Here is a 16,181-nt window from a genome sequence, read left to right as displayed (position 1 = left end):
ATTAAATCAACACGGAGAAGGAGTCTTTAACGCCATTTTGTGCTAATTTTCGTTTTAAGGCATCAGCAGCACTTTTATTGTCCAAAGGTCCTACTTTGACTATATAGCGTTGTTGATAACGTTCAACCATTATTGGGGCTCGTGAAAAGCGCGCTATTTTTGCTTTTAACTGCTTCGCTAAAACTTCAGAGAAAAAGGCTCCTGTCTGAATAAAATAACGACCTTGTACTAATGGCCCTGCTAAAGCTTCAATTTCTACATGAGCCGTCCCTTTAGGAAATACTCCCAGCTTTAACGCAGCAGCATAAGATAAATCAATAATTCGATTGGAATGAAATGGACCGCGATCATTAACTTTTACTATTGCTACTTTACCGTTATTTAAGTTTTTTACGCGTACGTAAGTAGGTAATGGCAATGTTTTATGTGCTGCAGACATTACGTACATATTATAAGGTTCGCCACTTGAAGTTCTTTGTTTGTGGAATTTCGTACCGTACCAAGAGGCAATACCTCGTGCTTTATAACGATGTGAATTAGCGAGTACCTTATAGGTTTTGCCGTCTACATAATATTCTGTAGGATTCCCATACCGACTTATGGGCTCCTTCTTTGGAACCGGTTCTTTGAAACTAAGTTGTTTTTGGTTAGTGGGTGCGCCATCTTGTGCTTGTGTATAACGATTATCTTTATTTTTATAACGGTTATAAATAGCTTGGTTATGATTCTGCTGAATGCCTTTTGCACGAACCTGCCCCCTTACATTGCCAGAGTGAAGAGACTGATTTGTAGAATGACAACCAGCCAAGAATATCGCCACAGCAATAAGTATCTTTCTCATATAGTTCCATTTTGAAATAAAAGTTTGCTCTTAATATACATTAATTGTTAGAAAATTTCGAAATTTTGCCTGCAATAAATTTAAAACAAAAAAATAATTTAATATTTTACTTGCGTAGATTGGTTGCTTGTAAAATGCTGTGGTAAGATACGTGATTTGTAACCATGCCAGGCAATAAAGGTAAAAAAATGACCCGCTCGACGTCTATTTTATTAACAACACTTTTTCTTATCACCTTGATTATTCAATCATCTAATACTTTTGCAGAAGGGAAGGACGTATTAGAGCGGCCGACCTCTGGCACAGAATTGGAAAGACCTTCTCCCAATGTCACTAATAAACCTATGGTAACTCCTGCAGCACCTATTTTGAATGCTAAAGCATACATTTTAATTGATGTAAACAGTGGTAAAATTATTGCTGAGAAAAACAGTGAAGAGCATTTGCCTCCAGCCAGTTTAACTAAAATGATGACTCTTTACGTCATCTCTCATGCATTGCACCATGAACAGATCCATTTAACTGATATGGTGCGCGTAAGTAAAGAAGCATGGAAAATTGGTGGTTCGCGCATGTTTATTAAAGAAGGCCAGCAAGTTGCAGTTGAAGATTTATTAAAAGGGATTATTGTAGATTCTGGTAATGATGCCTGCGTTGCTATGGCGGAACATGTTGGCGGTACAGAAAACTCATTTACCGATCTTATGAATCAACAGGCACAAAATCTGGGCATGAAAAACAGTCATTTTACAGACAGTACTGGTTTACCTGATCCTAACCTCTACACTACTGCAAAAGATTTAGCAATTCTCGGTCGTGCATTAATTATTGATTTCCCCCAATATTATGATTGGTATAAGCAAAAATGGTTTACTTATAATGGCATTCGTCAGCCAAACCGTAACCGTTTATTATGGCGTGATAACCAAGTAGACGGCATTAAAACAGGTCACACTAATGATGCTGGTTTCTGCCTTGTTTCTTCAGCCAAACGCGATAACATGCGTTTATTGGCGGTGGTTCTAGGTGAACCTAATGACTCTTCTCGTGCCGATGATAGTGAAAAATTATTAAATTATGGCTTTAGATTTTTTGAAACGCACCAATTATATAAATCAGGTCAAACAGTAGCAGAACTTCCTTTATATAAAGGTGTAGTGAATAAAGTCTTGATTGGTTTGAATGAAGATCACTACATCACCATTCCTACTGGACAATATCAGCGTCTTAATGTTTCAACCAAAGTACCTTCATTCTTGGAAGCACCAATTAAGAAAGGCGACAAAATTGGGGATTTAGTTGTACAATTTGATAATAGCATTGTTTCAACTCGACCAATCTATGCTCTGCAAGACGTTGAGTCAGGTGGGTTTTTCACACGTATTAAAGACTCTGTGCGTTTGGCATTTAAACGCTGGTTTGGCTCTTAAGGCTGGTGCATTATGACAAATACGACACTAATTGAGTTTCCTTGCCATTTTCCTATAAAAATCATGGGGCCTAACACCGCTGCTTTTTTACAGGAAATCAAGGAAATAACATTGAAGCACTTTCCAAAAATTGAACAAGAAAACATTACTCATAAAAAAAGTAAAGGTAATAATTATCTTGCGATCACAGTGACCGTTTATGCTGAAAACCAAAACATGCTTGATAACTTCTACAGAGAAGTTTCTAAGCATTCTGAAATAAAAATGGTTCTATAAATGCAAATACGGCAACTCGGCGTACAAAATTACGAGGAAATTTGGCAGCAGATGAAAGAGTTTACTCTGAATCGTGATGTACAAACCCCTGATGAATTATGGCTTTTAGAGCATTTCCCGGTATATACCCAAGGACAAGCAGGTAAATCAGAACATATATTAAATTCTGCATCCATTCCCATCGTACAATCTGATCGAGGCGGCCAAGTAACTTATCATGGTCCTGGACAATTAGTTGCTTACATCTTAATGGACATCAGCCGCAGAAATTTAGGGATTAGGACTCTAGTCTGCCAATTAGAGCAAATTATCATTTCCGTATTGTCTCACTATGATATTGAGGCCAATGTTCGTTGTGGTGCTCCTGGTGTCTATATCAATGAACAAAAAATTGCTTCCATCGGTTTAAGAGTAAAAAATGGTTGTACTTACCATGGAATTTCGTTAAATGTAGATATGGATTTAAAACCTTTTTTAGGAATTAACCCTTGTGGATTTGCAAAAATGGAAATGACACAGATAAGCCATTTTTATCCTAAAGTAGTATTAGATGATGTGAATCAGCATTTTTCACAAAGCTTTCTACAACAATTTAATTAAGAGATCCTATGAGTTTGTTAGTAGATTATGTACAACCGCTTACTAATTGGTTACAACAAAACCCTCATTGGTCATTATTAATCACCTTTCTCATTTCTTTAGCTGAATCACTAGCCATAATCGGCAGTATTGTCCCAGGCAGTGTCACGATGACAGCCCTTGGGATACTCGCAGGCTCGGGAATTATGCGTGTAGACCTAACGCTATTGGCAGCAATTTTAGGTGCTGTTGCTGGTGATAGCCTTAGTTATACCTTGGGCTATGTGTACAGCGAACGCCTTGCTGAGATGTGGCCTTTTAAGAAATATCCACAATGGCTCAAATATGGTAAAGATTTTTTTGCCTTACATGGTGGGAAGAGCGTTTTAATTGGCCGCTTCATAGGACCTTTACGTTCCATCATTCCCGTAATTGCTGGAATATTACATATGAAGCAATGGCGTTTTCTTATTGCTAATGTGCTTTCAGCCATCGGTTGGGCTTTACTTTACGTCATGCCAGGCGTAGTCATTGGGGCCGCCAGCCATGAACTTTCTGGAGAAAGCGCTACTCGACTTTTTGTCCTTATCCTTATCATTCTTGCAGTAATTTGGATAATCAGCTTGATGATCAAATGGTTAGTCAGCAAATTAAATTCATTTTTTAAACGGCATTTACATGCCATTTGGACACGTGTCTTGAAGCATAAATCAGTATTGGGTCGCTTATGCAAAATGCTAACACCCAAAGGCGAACTGAATCACGACATTACAGCTTCTCTTGCTTTACAAGCAATGCTTTATCTAATAAGTTTTATCATTCTTTTGATACTGGAACTACAAGGTCAATGGATCTCCTCGCTAAATATGCCCACTTATTTGTTCCTGCAAAGTGTACATACTTTTGTCTTACAAGCCTTTTTTATTTTTTGTACTCAACTCACTTCGACTCTAACCATTTGTACCCTTTTTGTTATTTGCTGTATTTGGTTTATTCATAACAAACATTTGAAAGCCATATTTTATTTAAGCGGCTTAGTTATCTGTGCCACATTTTTCACTTCTTTACTTAATCAATACATTACTAGCCCAAGGCCTACAGGTATATTAATGATAATGCCTGGTTCATCTTTTCCAGCAAATCATTTACTCGTTGCTACTGCCTTCTATGGCTTTTTATTATTTTATATTAATCAAATCTACTCTTTATTTACCAATACACTGAGAACCTTTGTATTTACTATTCTTGGTTTAAGTGGTTTAGGTGCACTTTATTTAGGCGATTACTGGCTAACAGATGTTCTTGCCGCTTATTTTGCAGGAGCAACTATTAATCTGTTTTTTTGTTTAATCTATAGAAAAACTAATTTAGCTTCGTTAAAAGTAGCTAATGCTGCACCTATTGCGTGTTCTCTATTCTTCGGCGTTCTAGTTGCCAGCTCAATCTCTACGTATTTTAACTTCCATACTCTATCTTACAATCATACTCCTTACCATAAAGAATTTTCCCTAAATGAGAAGGTATGGTGGAATCAGAAAAAGCCCATTTTGCCGCTTTATAGACTTAATCGCATTGGCAAAAGGATTAGTCTCTTAAATATTGAATATTCAGGAGACTTGGATTTACTAGAAGACTATCTGGAGCAAAATGGCTGGAAATCACATACTGAATCTTTTTTTACTAACTTACTAACCTGGATAAATAATCAATCTAATGGGGTTAAATTACCTTTGCTCACGCAACTCTATGAAAATAAAGGCCCCTCCCTTTTTATGATATATACAGACAAGCAGACTAATTTATCGTTAGAATTGCGCATTTGGGAATCAAATTATAATTTATCAGAATTTAATCGTCCCTTATGGATTGGTAGTATGCATCCAAATACATCATCCAATATTAAAACAACTACAAATCCTAAATACATACTTAATTTAATTGACCCTTCGAATTACCTATTTTCGCCAAAAAATCCGTTTGCGATAAAAAAAATTAGTGTGCCGAATACTCTTATAAAAACAACAACCTTCCCAACACAGCCCTATATCATTTTGATTAAAGACAAACATGAAGCAACAGTTCAATAGACCCTAGCCATCATTTTAAAATACTGATATAAATAGATAAGTTCTTGAGTGCTAAATTAATTTGAGAGATTTACTCAATGTATACCCTGGCCAAGATTATCCAATATTTTTTCCCGTTTATTGCATTGGTGCTCCTGATTATTGGTGAGCAAAGAAGAGCTATACACTATATTGTTTCTTCTTTATGGTTAAGTCTTATTGCTTTATTAATTCACTTTCAGTTTTCTGGTAATCAGATTTTTAGTACTTATTTTGATTACATGAATGCATCAATTTATTCGTTTACCTTATTCATATTGCTCTTGGCGCTAATCCGTATTATCACGCACTTATGTATGAGTTCCAGTTCTTTTAAATACCTTGGCAGTTTTCTTAATGCCTTTTTTATGGTGGGTGCATTATTAGTAATTACCAATTTATGGATTAACGCCTTTTTTATAGAACATAAAAAAGAAAGGACACCAATAATACAAGTAGCACTTTTCGACAAACCCAGTTATTGCCATTATAAATACGTATTTTATAAAGTGATACCTGACAATTCCGTCATGTATCTATGCCCTAATTATTACGGACTTATCGCTTCTATAGGGCGTTTAGAGGACAGCCCTGATTTTATAATGAGCCGATTTAACTTATCAGCGAAAAAAACAAGTGCGAGACCAATAAAATAATTGCTAAGTTATTGAACTCCAGGGAATATTTACAGAAAAACCTGGGAAATTTAAATTGTTCTGAGGATTATTATTTGATACCATGCCTATAATTTATCATGTTAGTGTTTTTATGAAGCGGCTTTTTACTCTATTTATTGTGTTATCTAGTCTTAATGCTTTTTCTATGACACATAAGCTTGATTGGGATCAAGCCGTTGATCGTGCAATAAAGCGTTATGGCCTGCGTGTTGAGCCGCAGCTTAAATCATATTTTACTAAAGCTGGAGTAAACTATCCACCCCGTGAGGTTGCTCTTCTTGCATTTAAATCAGAACGCAAAATAGAACTCTGGGCAAGAAATTCAGAGAAATCTTGGAAACATATTCATAATTATCCCTTAGCTGGCTTTAGTGGTCGCTTGGGCCCCAAGCTTCGCGAAAATGATAAACAAATCCCAGAAGGTGTGTATAAATTAGTCAATTTTAATCCTTTTAGCAGCATGCACTTATCAATGATGCTTAATTACCCTAATAATTTTGATCGTCAAAAAGGGTATCAAGATGGGCGCAGAAATTTAGGTAATAACATTTTCATTCATGGTAAGAATTTATCCGTAGGTTGTTTGGCTGTTGGCGATTTAGCGATTGATCAATTATTTATTTTAGCACGACGTGTGGGCTTAAATAATATTCAAGTGATTATTGCACCCAATGACTTACGTCATCAAAAACCGTCCACAACAAATTTTGCTCAACCACGATGGTTACCAGAATTATATAAGCAAATTGCTGAATCGCTTAAGCCATTTAATAATAAGAGCTCATATACAACCTGACAAAACAAAGCCCTATTTGTGAGCTTGTGGTGCGACATCTTCTAAATTTTTGTCGCCAACTCTTCTTTCTTCTATTGGCAAATAATCCCATCTTTGAGAGAGCTCCGGCGATACCTGGAATGGCTATCCCCACTCCTACAATAGCTCCAGCGACACCAAAATTAGTTAAAATCCTATTGATAGCAAAGTGCACTATTAGTACAATTAGATAAATTATTTTCAATAGAGCTTTTGATATGCAACTCAGTTCAAACGTCCTTTCTTTGCTGCAAACCATCATACATAACGAACATTCCCTAAATCAAAACCTTGAAAAGCTCATTAAAATTCTCGAAGAAGGTGGATTGGATCAAGCCATGCAAGCTTACTTTGAAGAAATATTACACAGCAAACGACAAAACTCATACGAGAACAACCCCTTACACCGGACGATAACACTCCAGACATTTCTTACAGCCCTAATACAAACTTACCTGAAAGACACAATAACTAAAGAAACCATACAAATCCTTGAAAAATACCTCAGAGAAGATAGAAAAACAAAAACTCTAGACAATAAACTAAAAAAACAGTTTGAAACTTACTGTCTGGAGCAGATGCAAAAAAAGATACAAGCCGTTAGTGTCGATGTAAAGCTTATAACTGCGTTTGATGCATTTTTGGAAGCCCTTCGACTCGGATTTTTTGAAGACAATAGTAATGTCAGAAATACCATCGTAAACCAACATATTAGAGAACAGGAAGAGCGCACCGAATACCAACAAAACGACATCCTGTTACTACGCGACTATTTTCATCAATGGATGCTTGAGAAAAAATTACTTTTAGAACCCACAGACCAGAGCATGCTCGATACAGTGCTTGTAAAACGAGCATCTATTGTTGAAAGCGATGTCAAATTCAATCACTTGTTTACCACAGCGTTGCGACGTAATCTATTGAATCAAGAAAGAAATTCAAATAAACAACAATTGCTACTCCAAGCCACACAAAATCTACTTGATCCAAACTTAAACAGCATCATTCTAGAGGTGATTGCTCTAAGGTCTTACCAAGAGCTTTTGGTGAAACAAGAAGATACTGTCGTATTTTCTTATGATAAGACCAAGGGTATTCTCATCAACCAAGCATTTTTAGACAACAGCCAAGCTGAAACTGCAGAGCTACTAACAATAATCAACAACTTAAAAGCCAACACCTCGAGAGCCTATTTTTCTCCTTATGGAAGTCCTCTAGACAATCTCCGATTTGAGGTAGGAAATTTAGCACGAGAAGCTGCTAAACAAGAAGGCAGCATCTTTTGCATGGATGAAAAAATTCCCGTATCCCAACTAGGCCGCGAAGGAGTAAAAAGCTATCTTTCATTCTTGCAGAATCAATTTACTCAAGATCTCCAAAAAAATAAAATCACCAAAGGATATTCGCTCTATATCCCTCATCGTCAATCATCGAATAATCCTATCAAGGTATCAACGCTCGAAGGTATGAATGAATTCATCCAATCCATAAAACGCAATGAAACCGACTGTTTTTTTTGCCAAGACATTAGTTTACACATTTCCGAACTAAACGACGAGCTCTTCACCGTACTGATTCAAAGCATCAAACTACTCGATACTGCAAAACTGCCTCAACTCCATTTGTATCTCCATAAACTCCAAACACAACAGATTCAAAGCCTCGTAACAATATTACACGACATGAAAAACACTCGCGTCCAATTTAATAATCTACCTACTCTTGAAGTCGCTTTATTATTAGAGGCAGAAAACGAATGCGCGCATCAAACCATCTTAAGCACCGATATTCTAGCCCAAGAAACTACGGCAAAACACATTACATTATTCAACCAAACAAAAATAAATGTCCTATTACAAGAAGAGATTATTCTCCCACAACTCAACAATAAAGTAGGTATTCAAAATAAATACCATTTTGAACACCAAGTCGAAGAGCAAACTGAAGCAGAAATACAGCAATCCTGGCAAATCGATCAACACCAAGAAGTCAAACACGACAGTCATTACAAAACAGGATTGCTACGAGATGAGAAAAATCAGTTAATTTCCTGGCACGACCTCGAAGCAGGGATGGATCCCAATCATGCCGATCATTATCAAGCCAAGAAAAAAGTCGGTGAAGAAATCTTACAATATCACTACAAAGATAGAGATATTCTAGATCTCTGGGAGCGTTTAACAGGAAATAACAAGATCACCAATCAAAACGCCATTCTTGACGCATCAAACTCATTGTCGATGGCGATACATTTTTATTCGGCACATGTACCAAAACAAGTCAGTATCAAAGCCCTAACCGAGATCGTACGCCACCCCCACCTATACCAAAATGGCGTGCATTTAGAGCACCTGCCACAAAACATGTATTTTAGCGCACTGGAAGGAGCCTTGTTTATAAGTACAGAAAAACCCGACATGGCATCAACCCCTTTCACTCAAAAACCATCACGTGTACCCTCTACCGATCTACCGAGTACCAGCTATTACTCAGTCCTGATTAACGCACATTTACCCTCTATGCAGATGTTTGAACTCTTTAAAAACAACCTAGATGTGTATCTTGCCTGGCATTGCTGGAGAAGAAACTTCATTACATTAAGCTTTTTTAATTCTGAGGGCATACACCAGTTAACTAGGGCTTTAAGCGAGGAACTGAACAATAAAAGCGATCAAGAAAAAGCGTCTATCATTGAATATTTTGTACAGGCTTTAAATTATTATTACTACGCCAAAATCGCCTATCAATTAACCAAAGTTCCCAAGAGCTCCGTTTTATTTGAAGAACAAGAAAGATCGCAGGAAGCACTAGGTGTCGAATATGCTCTTTCCTCTACTTTAATCGCAAACTTGTCCGAAGATATAAAAAATGCCATCCATCAACAAATCACTGAAGTCTTATCGCAAGACAACCTCAAAAACGAAGAACAAACAGCCTATCCTTATCGAGATCTAATTGTTTCAATTCAAAAATCATTATCCATCGACCAATCAAACCTGGTTCGTCTCATGCAAAGCCTTGGTCACAGCAATGAAATCCGATTTATGGAGCTGCTATTGTGCCAAGACGCATCGTTTGCAGCCGTTTTTATACAATTCCTAAACCAGATCGAACACGTTTGGGGTGCTGTCGGGCTTAGTGATTTTGTCGATGTTTTTTTAAAACCTAACTTGAATTTTGCCAGTCTTTGCTATCCAGAACAGCAAAAAGCCGTGCAGCAATTACTCCAATTAACGCCAGTGGAATACCACTGGTGGCAACAACTGACCCACCAACACGCTATTGAAAGTGGTTACTGCGATCTGGCTATATGCATGAATGCCTTTCAAGGCTTTCTAATCCAATTACGTGCCTTAAAATTGTATGATAATTTAAGCATGCCCTGCCCGCTACAAGACATCGTAAACCTACCGGTGGATTTAAGCCGATTGATTACCATTTTACAAAAAGTCAAAAACCCCACAGAACAATGGAATAACCTAGCAAAATTGGATCTGAGTGCCTGCGGAGTAATTCAAGCAGTTCATAAAAAAGAGTTTCACTTCGTCAGTTCCGACATGCAATTAAACGTGCACTATGAAAATACATTACAACAAACGATACAACAGTATAACTTGTATAAGAGCTACAGATTGTATGAACATTATGATTCCCGCTTTATTAATGATGCTCTTTGCAAGCAACTTGAGGAAAAGCTAGATCAAACCTCTGCAGACGAGATACAAGCCTTATTTGAGCTCGCTCTACTCACCTTCTTTCGATACATTGGCAGTGAAAAATATGTGGCTCCTATGAGCGTATACCAACATCTGGTAGGAATGATGCAACTGCCTACACACTACACCATAATAAAGAAATGTGAAGGAGTTACCTACATAAACGACGTTCTACAAACCAAACCAATCCCACTAAAAAACTCAGAACCCTTAATATGCAGTCTCTTATTAACACTGCTCGCCTATACAACAACGGGAAAACGTGGCTTAGATCACATGCTCAAGCAAGAAAAAGCTAGAGCTACACAGTTTCAGACGTTCCTTGAAGCAACCTATGAATGCGCATTAGTGAACCATAACGAACCAAAGCTTCAAACCCAGTTCAATGCGATAAATGCCGTTTCGTATTCAACACTTGTTCGTATATTAAACGATTGCATTATATTGGCTAACAAAGAACGCTATTCAAGCGAAGAGCAAAAAATACACTTAGACTTATCCGAGCTAACACAAATTCTGAAACACATTAAACAAGGGGACAAGGAGTATAGAGCCCTAACGAATGTTGAAAAAACTAAACTGTATTCTTTTGAAATAAAAGACCAATGGCAAGAACGGGACGTATGGGGACGAATCGATAATCAATTCTTGTTCACTCAACAATTACATCGAGAATACAAGCAATATTTCATTGACGCCCTATATCGTATGAAACAATACAATTCTAAAATACATTACCCATCCTTTTTAGTGTTTGGCCTACATTTGAAAAATACTCCCTGGAGTTTTGACCAAAAAGGACGCTTGCTACGCATCTTGAGTTTAGTGAAATTTGAGCAAGCGAAATACTGCAACATAGTGCCACAATATCTTGAATGGTTAGAACAGCTGACTACGCTGCAACAAAAAATAGATGCAAAAACTTTTGACAACTACATAGTAAGCATTGCCGGACGCGTCCCCACTCTGTTTCATTCGTTGAGCCTAAGTACCTTACTCACTCTAGGCCAAGACTATCTCACCCAATTGGAAATGAGCAAGTCCATCGATGCATCGATTTTTGTCTACTCGTATTTAAGTAATTTTCATGCTGATCATACACTAAGTGACAGCCAAGATCCCAATTTTTACCCAAATGCCGAATTTGTGGAGAACAAGTACAAAGGCTTAGGACAGCATTATCACAGTATCAAAACTATTCTGTTGCAGGATTATCCTGCGGCGTTTGGTGACGATAAAATCGCTCTTTGGAATCAATTTTTATACATTTTGAACGAGATGAAAAAGTCCAAAGAGCAAGCGTTACTCTTACAAACTTTGCTGCAATCGACTAAGAAAAAAGTCGACCTTAAAACCTTAAACGAATGGTTAGAGGCTCTGCTATTGCCAGTTACCAGTAAACCCGTATTTCAAGCAGAATACTTTCAACTGGCAAGCCCGGAGTTATTGAAACATCCTAAGAAACCTCAGTATCTAGAAATAGTAAGCCAGTGGTTTGCCAACCAAGAACAATTTTCCTTACCCCAATCCACGACTTACTACAGCCGATTGATTCACTGCCTCAACCGCATACAAACCTATTCTTTCTCAGCAGAGCATTTAAAAAACATACAAAGAACGCTGGAGGTCTTTGCAAGGCTGTATTCCAATAAAGACTACAACTGGTACATCATCCTCGATGAACTGCTAAACACCTGGGCTAGCAAAAATCTACCTACTGAATCTCTCAACCAGTTCTGTCTAGCGATCAATCGCTTGCAAGAGATATCCTATAGAAATGATTCGCACAAAAAGATAATTGAACGTAGCCTTTCCTTATGGCTGGAAAACATCCAAAACACCTTTGATTTGACGATTCAACTGGTCACCCAGTGGGATGAAAAAAATTCACAAAAAAACATAGATTTCCTACTGATCTTAGCCCAGATAGAGCACTTGAATCTAACCCGAGTATCACAATTTTTACAGGCCCTGAATCAAGAAGACCGACGAAAATTAGCTCTGTGTTACGAGCAAAGCCCCATACCAAATTCCTCGTTAATAAATGATCTGATCGAAAGAAAAATTACCCTCGATCAATGCATCACACAACATACCCAAGATCCACATCATGAACGTAGCCTAGAGAAATACGCGCAGCAATTTAACAATGATCTCTTCTGGCCATACCTCGATAAAGTAAGAAACCTATTATCAGAATATGATGATATTTCGAACCCGGCTATGCTCTTCCCTGCTCAACTTAGGTTTATCAACCAAATTGGGCAATACGAGTTGGCTCAGTTGCCGCTGCAAGAACTCAGCAAAAGGCTTCACGATTGCCGTGAAAAACTCAACTCTGCGCAAACCAAGGATGAACGGCTAGTGGTCTATTTAACCGCACTCAGTATCGTCCGAGAGGCCATTTATAAAACCAGTAGTGTTCCTTCAATTCTCTGGCTATCGCCCATCCAGTTATTAGGCATTTTCACGTTTATTAATCGCTTAAACGATACGGATATACCACCCTTATTTTTACAAATGGCAACCGGAGAAGGGAAATCCTTATTGGCAGTAGCCTTAGGTATTTTGTCGTGGATCAACGGCAAGCCCGCTGCCATTGTCACGCACCGTGCCTCCTTAGCGCTGCGTGATGCCCAAGTCTATCAGAAATTGTTTGAAGCTTTGAATATCGAATGCCAACATCTCACTGTGGAAAATTATCAATTTCGCTCCAAGTTGAGGCATATTGTTCACGATAAAAAACCTGAACTCAGTGGGATATATTACGTGAATTTTAATGATTTGGCAGTCATCCATCAGCAAGAATTATTGGATACCGGCAAACACATGCCCGCGATGTCCTTTGTGATCGACGAAGCAGATGAGCTTATTTTACACAATCCCACAGATAATAATTTAACCAAATCCATGGGAGTACAAAATAATCACCCTTACGCTTGGGCTTTTGAAGGCTTGGCGGCCTATCTAGAACGGTACAACCCCAATAAAGAATCCGCCAACATCCGCATGGAGGATGTAGTACAATTTTTACAAAAATACTCCCCTCTAGGTGTCAGCGCTTGCCAACAAGTTGAATTTCTTTTGGTATTAAAAGAATATCTACAGGCCTCCTGGCAAGAAAAAACTCTGCAAGAAAGAGAAGATTTTATTCCAAAGTCGGTGTATCCAGGAAGTGATAAAAAAGAATACTACGCGGCAGTTTTGATCAATGACAAACATATGCCCACAAACGTCACTTTCAATGGCCTGGTGCAACAAGCCTTACACGGTCGATTGAATTACCAAGCGAAAAAGAAACAATTAGCTCAGTATTACACTGTAGCCTCAGAAACTCAATTGTACTCCACCATGTCTCCCGATGCTTTAATCACGTGGATGAAATCTTCGGGGCTAGTGACCGCTATTAGCGCAACGATTGGCTCTGAATCCGAACTCAAAGAAATGAAACTCAATCTGAATTTTGATTTCGTTAAACTCCCGAAAGCTCAGAGCAAAACTCGTATGGAATACCCCGTGCGCTTTCTCAAAAACGCACAAGAGCAATTGCAAGCCATTCAAAATATCTGTGAACATTATACCGGCGATAAAACTCGTCTTAAATCCCGTGCGATTTTGATCGTAGTGGAAGACATCGATACTGCAGAAAAAGTATACACTTACCTAGTAAATAAGGCGCAAAAAAATTGGGTAGTTTCTTGTTTGCATTCTGGTTTGGATGAAATCAGCGACGCAAGCTTGAGCGAACTCGAACGTCAATCCGGTCAATCGAATCATATTCTTATTGCCGTCAGCGGGTTGATAAGCCGTGGATTTGACATTAAATTGAAGGACACCTCACAACTGGTAGTCGTTACTACCTATCTCAAAAATTTGGTGGACGACATCCAAGTAAAAGGCCGTACTGGACGCATTAATCCATTAACCGGCAAACGAGATAAAGGAAAGTTTTTCTCTGTCTACAATTTAGAAAAAGAAACAGCACGTTATCCTGATCTGGAAAACAGCACCAAAGACTTAATGCTCAATTCAGACGGCTTTAAGCATCAACAATATTTTGCTCATTATCGCCAAGAATCTGCGGACCGCTTGCGTCGTCAATTAACCAGTATTACAAAAAATGCGATTCAGGCTGATTTTTTTGAACTCTGGACGGCTATCTATCACGATACAGCCATCACCAAAGTCATGCGCGACAAGATCATGGCTTTGTACACAGAAGGACTCAAAAAAATCAGCAACACCATACCTTTCGGAGATGTGATGTTCAATACCGAGACGCTGAATCCCTTAGAACAATACAATACTAGCTTACTAAACCTCTACAAAGACACACTCGCAGCCATGGCAGAAGTTCTTTCAAAAACAAGTAATAATAGTAGTACACGCACGTCTAAATTGCTGGAAAATATCCAAAAAGAACAAGCAAGCTTACTGCTTACGCATCACCTCACTAAGACCAACCGTTCCGTAAAGCTTTTACCAAAAGTCTACGAACAATGGAAAGAAGGAGTTTATTTCAATGCTTATTTAAATGCCGGAAGCCAAACTTTCCTAAATTATTGGGAGCATCTCTATAAAAGTTGGTGGTTATCTGCGGAAGATAAAGCTTCTTTGCAAACCCAAAAAGAACAACTAGGCAAAGCCATCTTTTTGAAAAGTATTAAAAAATTTGATTTTACAACCCAGCTTAAACATATGATGACTGCTGGGAATAACCAAGATAGTTCGCAGGCTTATTTACAAATATATAAACCTGCTCAACCCATGTTCAACCAAGTACAAGGAGAAGAAGAGCTTTTCATCATATCAGTTAGCAAACAACTGAATGAAGGACAATCCATTGTGTTCATTCAAGATCCTTTAATCAACAAAGCCTACCAGATTGTGTTCAAGGGATTTGACATGGAGCTCTTTAATAAACTACAAGTTGCTTTGCAAAAAGCTTTTTTTGAACACAAGATTTCCTCGAAATTAGCTTTTACTATCAAGCCAATTACATTTGTTGATAGAAAGGCCTTTGAATTAACTGTAGATTTTTCTAGCCATGATTTAGACCACATCGATAGAAAAGCTTTGTTGGCAGAAATCGCAAAAACATTTGATCTTGAGCTGCAACCACTTTCCCAGATGGATTGCATGCCATCGCTTGCAGCCATGAAAGACATTCACTTAAAGAGCTCTGGCAAAAACAGTAGCCAATTTATAGGCACACGCCAAGAATATTATGAACATTATTTTTTAGCTAATCCTTACTTTTCTCAGCAAGTCTTTGCCGATTATACAAAACCCGTACACTATATAAACTACTCAGGCATCCCCTGCATCGCAGCCCCACTCCCTTTTGAAGACTATCACTCATTGCTTGAGAACCATAAAAAGCGCAAGGTCCTAAACCTCTTGCAAACGAACATTACCGAACTTAGTAAAAATGTGATGAAAAACCGTTGGTTACTCAAGCAACAGCGCGAAATATTAATCGATTTAAGCATGAGAATTATTCGCTCCGAACCCAAAGATAGTCTGCACTCGATCTATGAAAAATGGGTGACAGGATGTTATATAATCGCAGGAAAAGAACAACCCCCGTTGCACATATTAAAACAGCAAGAGGTGCAAATATACGCCTTACTCTTCCAAACAAAATCTCCGAATTTAACTCCTTTATGTGAGACTTTAAAAATGGAATGTGCACAGAACATCCAGCAAATGAGCGTAAATTTTATGTAAGTCTGATAATGCT

At 38.0% G+C, this 16,181-nt stretch carries 8 protein-coding genes; 7 read left to right on the top strand and 1 reads right to left on the bottom strand.

Translation table 11 applies throughout. The features are described from left to right. Window position 1: 1 nt before the first annotated feature. On the bottom strand, window positions 2-841 hold the full coding sequence (locus QM652_RS01865) for a septal ring lytic transglycosylase RlpA family protein (RefSeq protein ID WP_415072449.1): 840 nt from the start codon (window positions 839-841) through the stop codon (window positions 2-4). Window positions 842-1,029: 188 nt separating this feature from the next. Between QM652_RS01865 and QM652_RS01860 the strand changes: the two genes are divergently transcribed. From QM652_RS01860 to QM652_RS01830, 7 genes are all read left to right on the top strand, one after another. Continuing rightward, a complete protein-coding gene (locus QM652_RS01860; protein WP_415072448.1) occupies window positions 1,030-2,271 on the top strand; it encodes a D-alanyl-D-alanine carboxypeptidase family protein in 1,242 nt (413 codons plus the stop codon). 12 nt (window positions 2,272-2,283) lie between these two features. Then, window positions 2,284-2,547 (top strand): YbeD family protein, encoded by a 264-nt coding sequence (locus QM652_RS01855; protein WP_415072447.1) that lies wholly within the window; start codon window positions 2,284-2,286, stop codon window positions 2,545-2,547. Then, a complete protein-coding gene (gene lipB / locus QM652_RS01850; protein WP_415072446.1) occupies window positions 2,548-3,147 on the top strand; it encodes a lipoyl(octanoyl) transferase LipB in 600 nt (199 codons plus the stop codon). 8 nt (window positions 3,148-3,155) lie between these two features. Then, a complete protein-coding gene (locus QM652_RS01845; protein ID WP_415072445.1) occupies window positions 3,156-5,213 on the top strand; it encodes a VTT domain-containing protein in 2,058 nt (685 codons plus the stop codon). A gap of 77 nt (window positions 5,214-5,290) precedes the next feature. Further along, on the top strand, window positions 5,291-5,887 hold the full coding sequence (locus tag QM652_RS01840; RefSeq protein WP_415072444.1) for a type I secretion system protein LssZ: 597 nt from the start codon (window positions 5,291-5,293) through the stop codon (window positions 5,885-5,887). A 112-nt stretch (window positions 5,888-5,999) separates the two neighbouring features. Then, window positions 6,000-6,704 (top strand): L,D-transpeptidase family protein, encoded by a 705-nt coding sequence (locus tag QM652_RS01835; protein WP_415072482.1) that lies wholly within the window; start codon window positions 6,000-6,002, stop codon window positions 6,702-6,704. A 236-nt stretch (window positions 6,705-6,940) separates the two neighbouring features. Beyond that, complete coding sequence (locus QM652_RS01830) at window positions 6,941-16,168, top strand: helicase-related protein (RefSeq protein WP_415072443.1); 9,228 nt, start codon at window positions 6,941-6,943, stop codon at window positions 16,166-16,168. The last annotated feature ends 13 nt before the right edge of the window (window positions 16,169-16,181 follow it).

Source organism: Legionella sp. (genome assembly GCF_047605385.1).
Taxonomy (GTDB): domain Bacteria; phylum Pseudomonadota; class Gammaproteobacteria; order Legionellales; family Legionellaceae; genus Legionella.
Note: the sequence above shows the minus strand (reverse complement) of the source record. Positions and strands in the feature narration are given on the sequence as shown.

Excerpts from the sequence above, each read along its gene's own strand:
- QM652_RS01835 (WP_415072482.1), top strand. The coding sequence starts at position 6,000 with ATGAAGCGGCTTTTTACTCTATTTATTGTGTTATCTAGTCTTAATGCT.
- QM652_RS01845 (WP_415072445.1), top strand. The coding sequence starts at position 3,156 with ATGAGTTTGTTAGTAGATTATGTACAACCGCTTACTAATTGGTTACAA.
- QM652_RS01860 (WP_415072448.1), top strand. The coding sequence starts at position 1,030 with ATGACCCGCTCGACGTCTATTTTATTAACAACACTTTTTCTTATCACC.
- QM652_RS01840 (WP_415072444.1), top strand. The coding sequence starts at position 5,291 with ATGTATACCCTGGCCAAGATTATCCAATATTTTTTCCCGTTTATTGCA.
- QM652_RS01855 (WP_415072447.1), top strand. The coding sequence starts at position 2,284 with ATGACAAATACGACACTAATTGAGTTTCCTTGCCATTTTCCTATAAAA.
- QM652_RS01830 (WP_415072443.1), top strand. The coding sequence starts at position 6,941 with ATGCAACTCAGTTCAAACGTCCTTTCTTTGCTGCAAACCATCATACAT.
- QM652_RS01865 (WP_415072449.1), bottom strand. The coding sequence starts at position 841 with ATGAGAAAGATACTTATTGCTGTGGCGATATTCTTGGCTGGTTGTCAT.
- lipB (WP_415072446.1), top strand. The coding sequence starts at position 2,548 with ATGCAAATACGGCAACTCGGCGTACAAAATTACGAGGAAATTTGGCAG.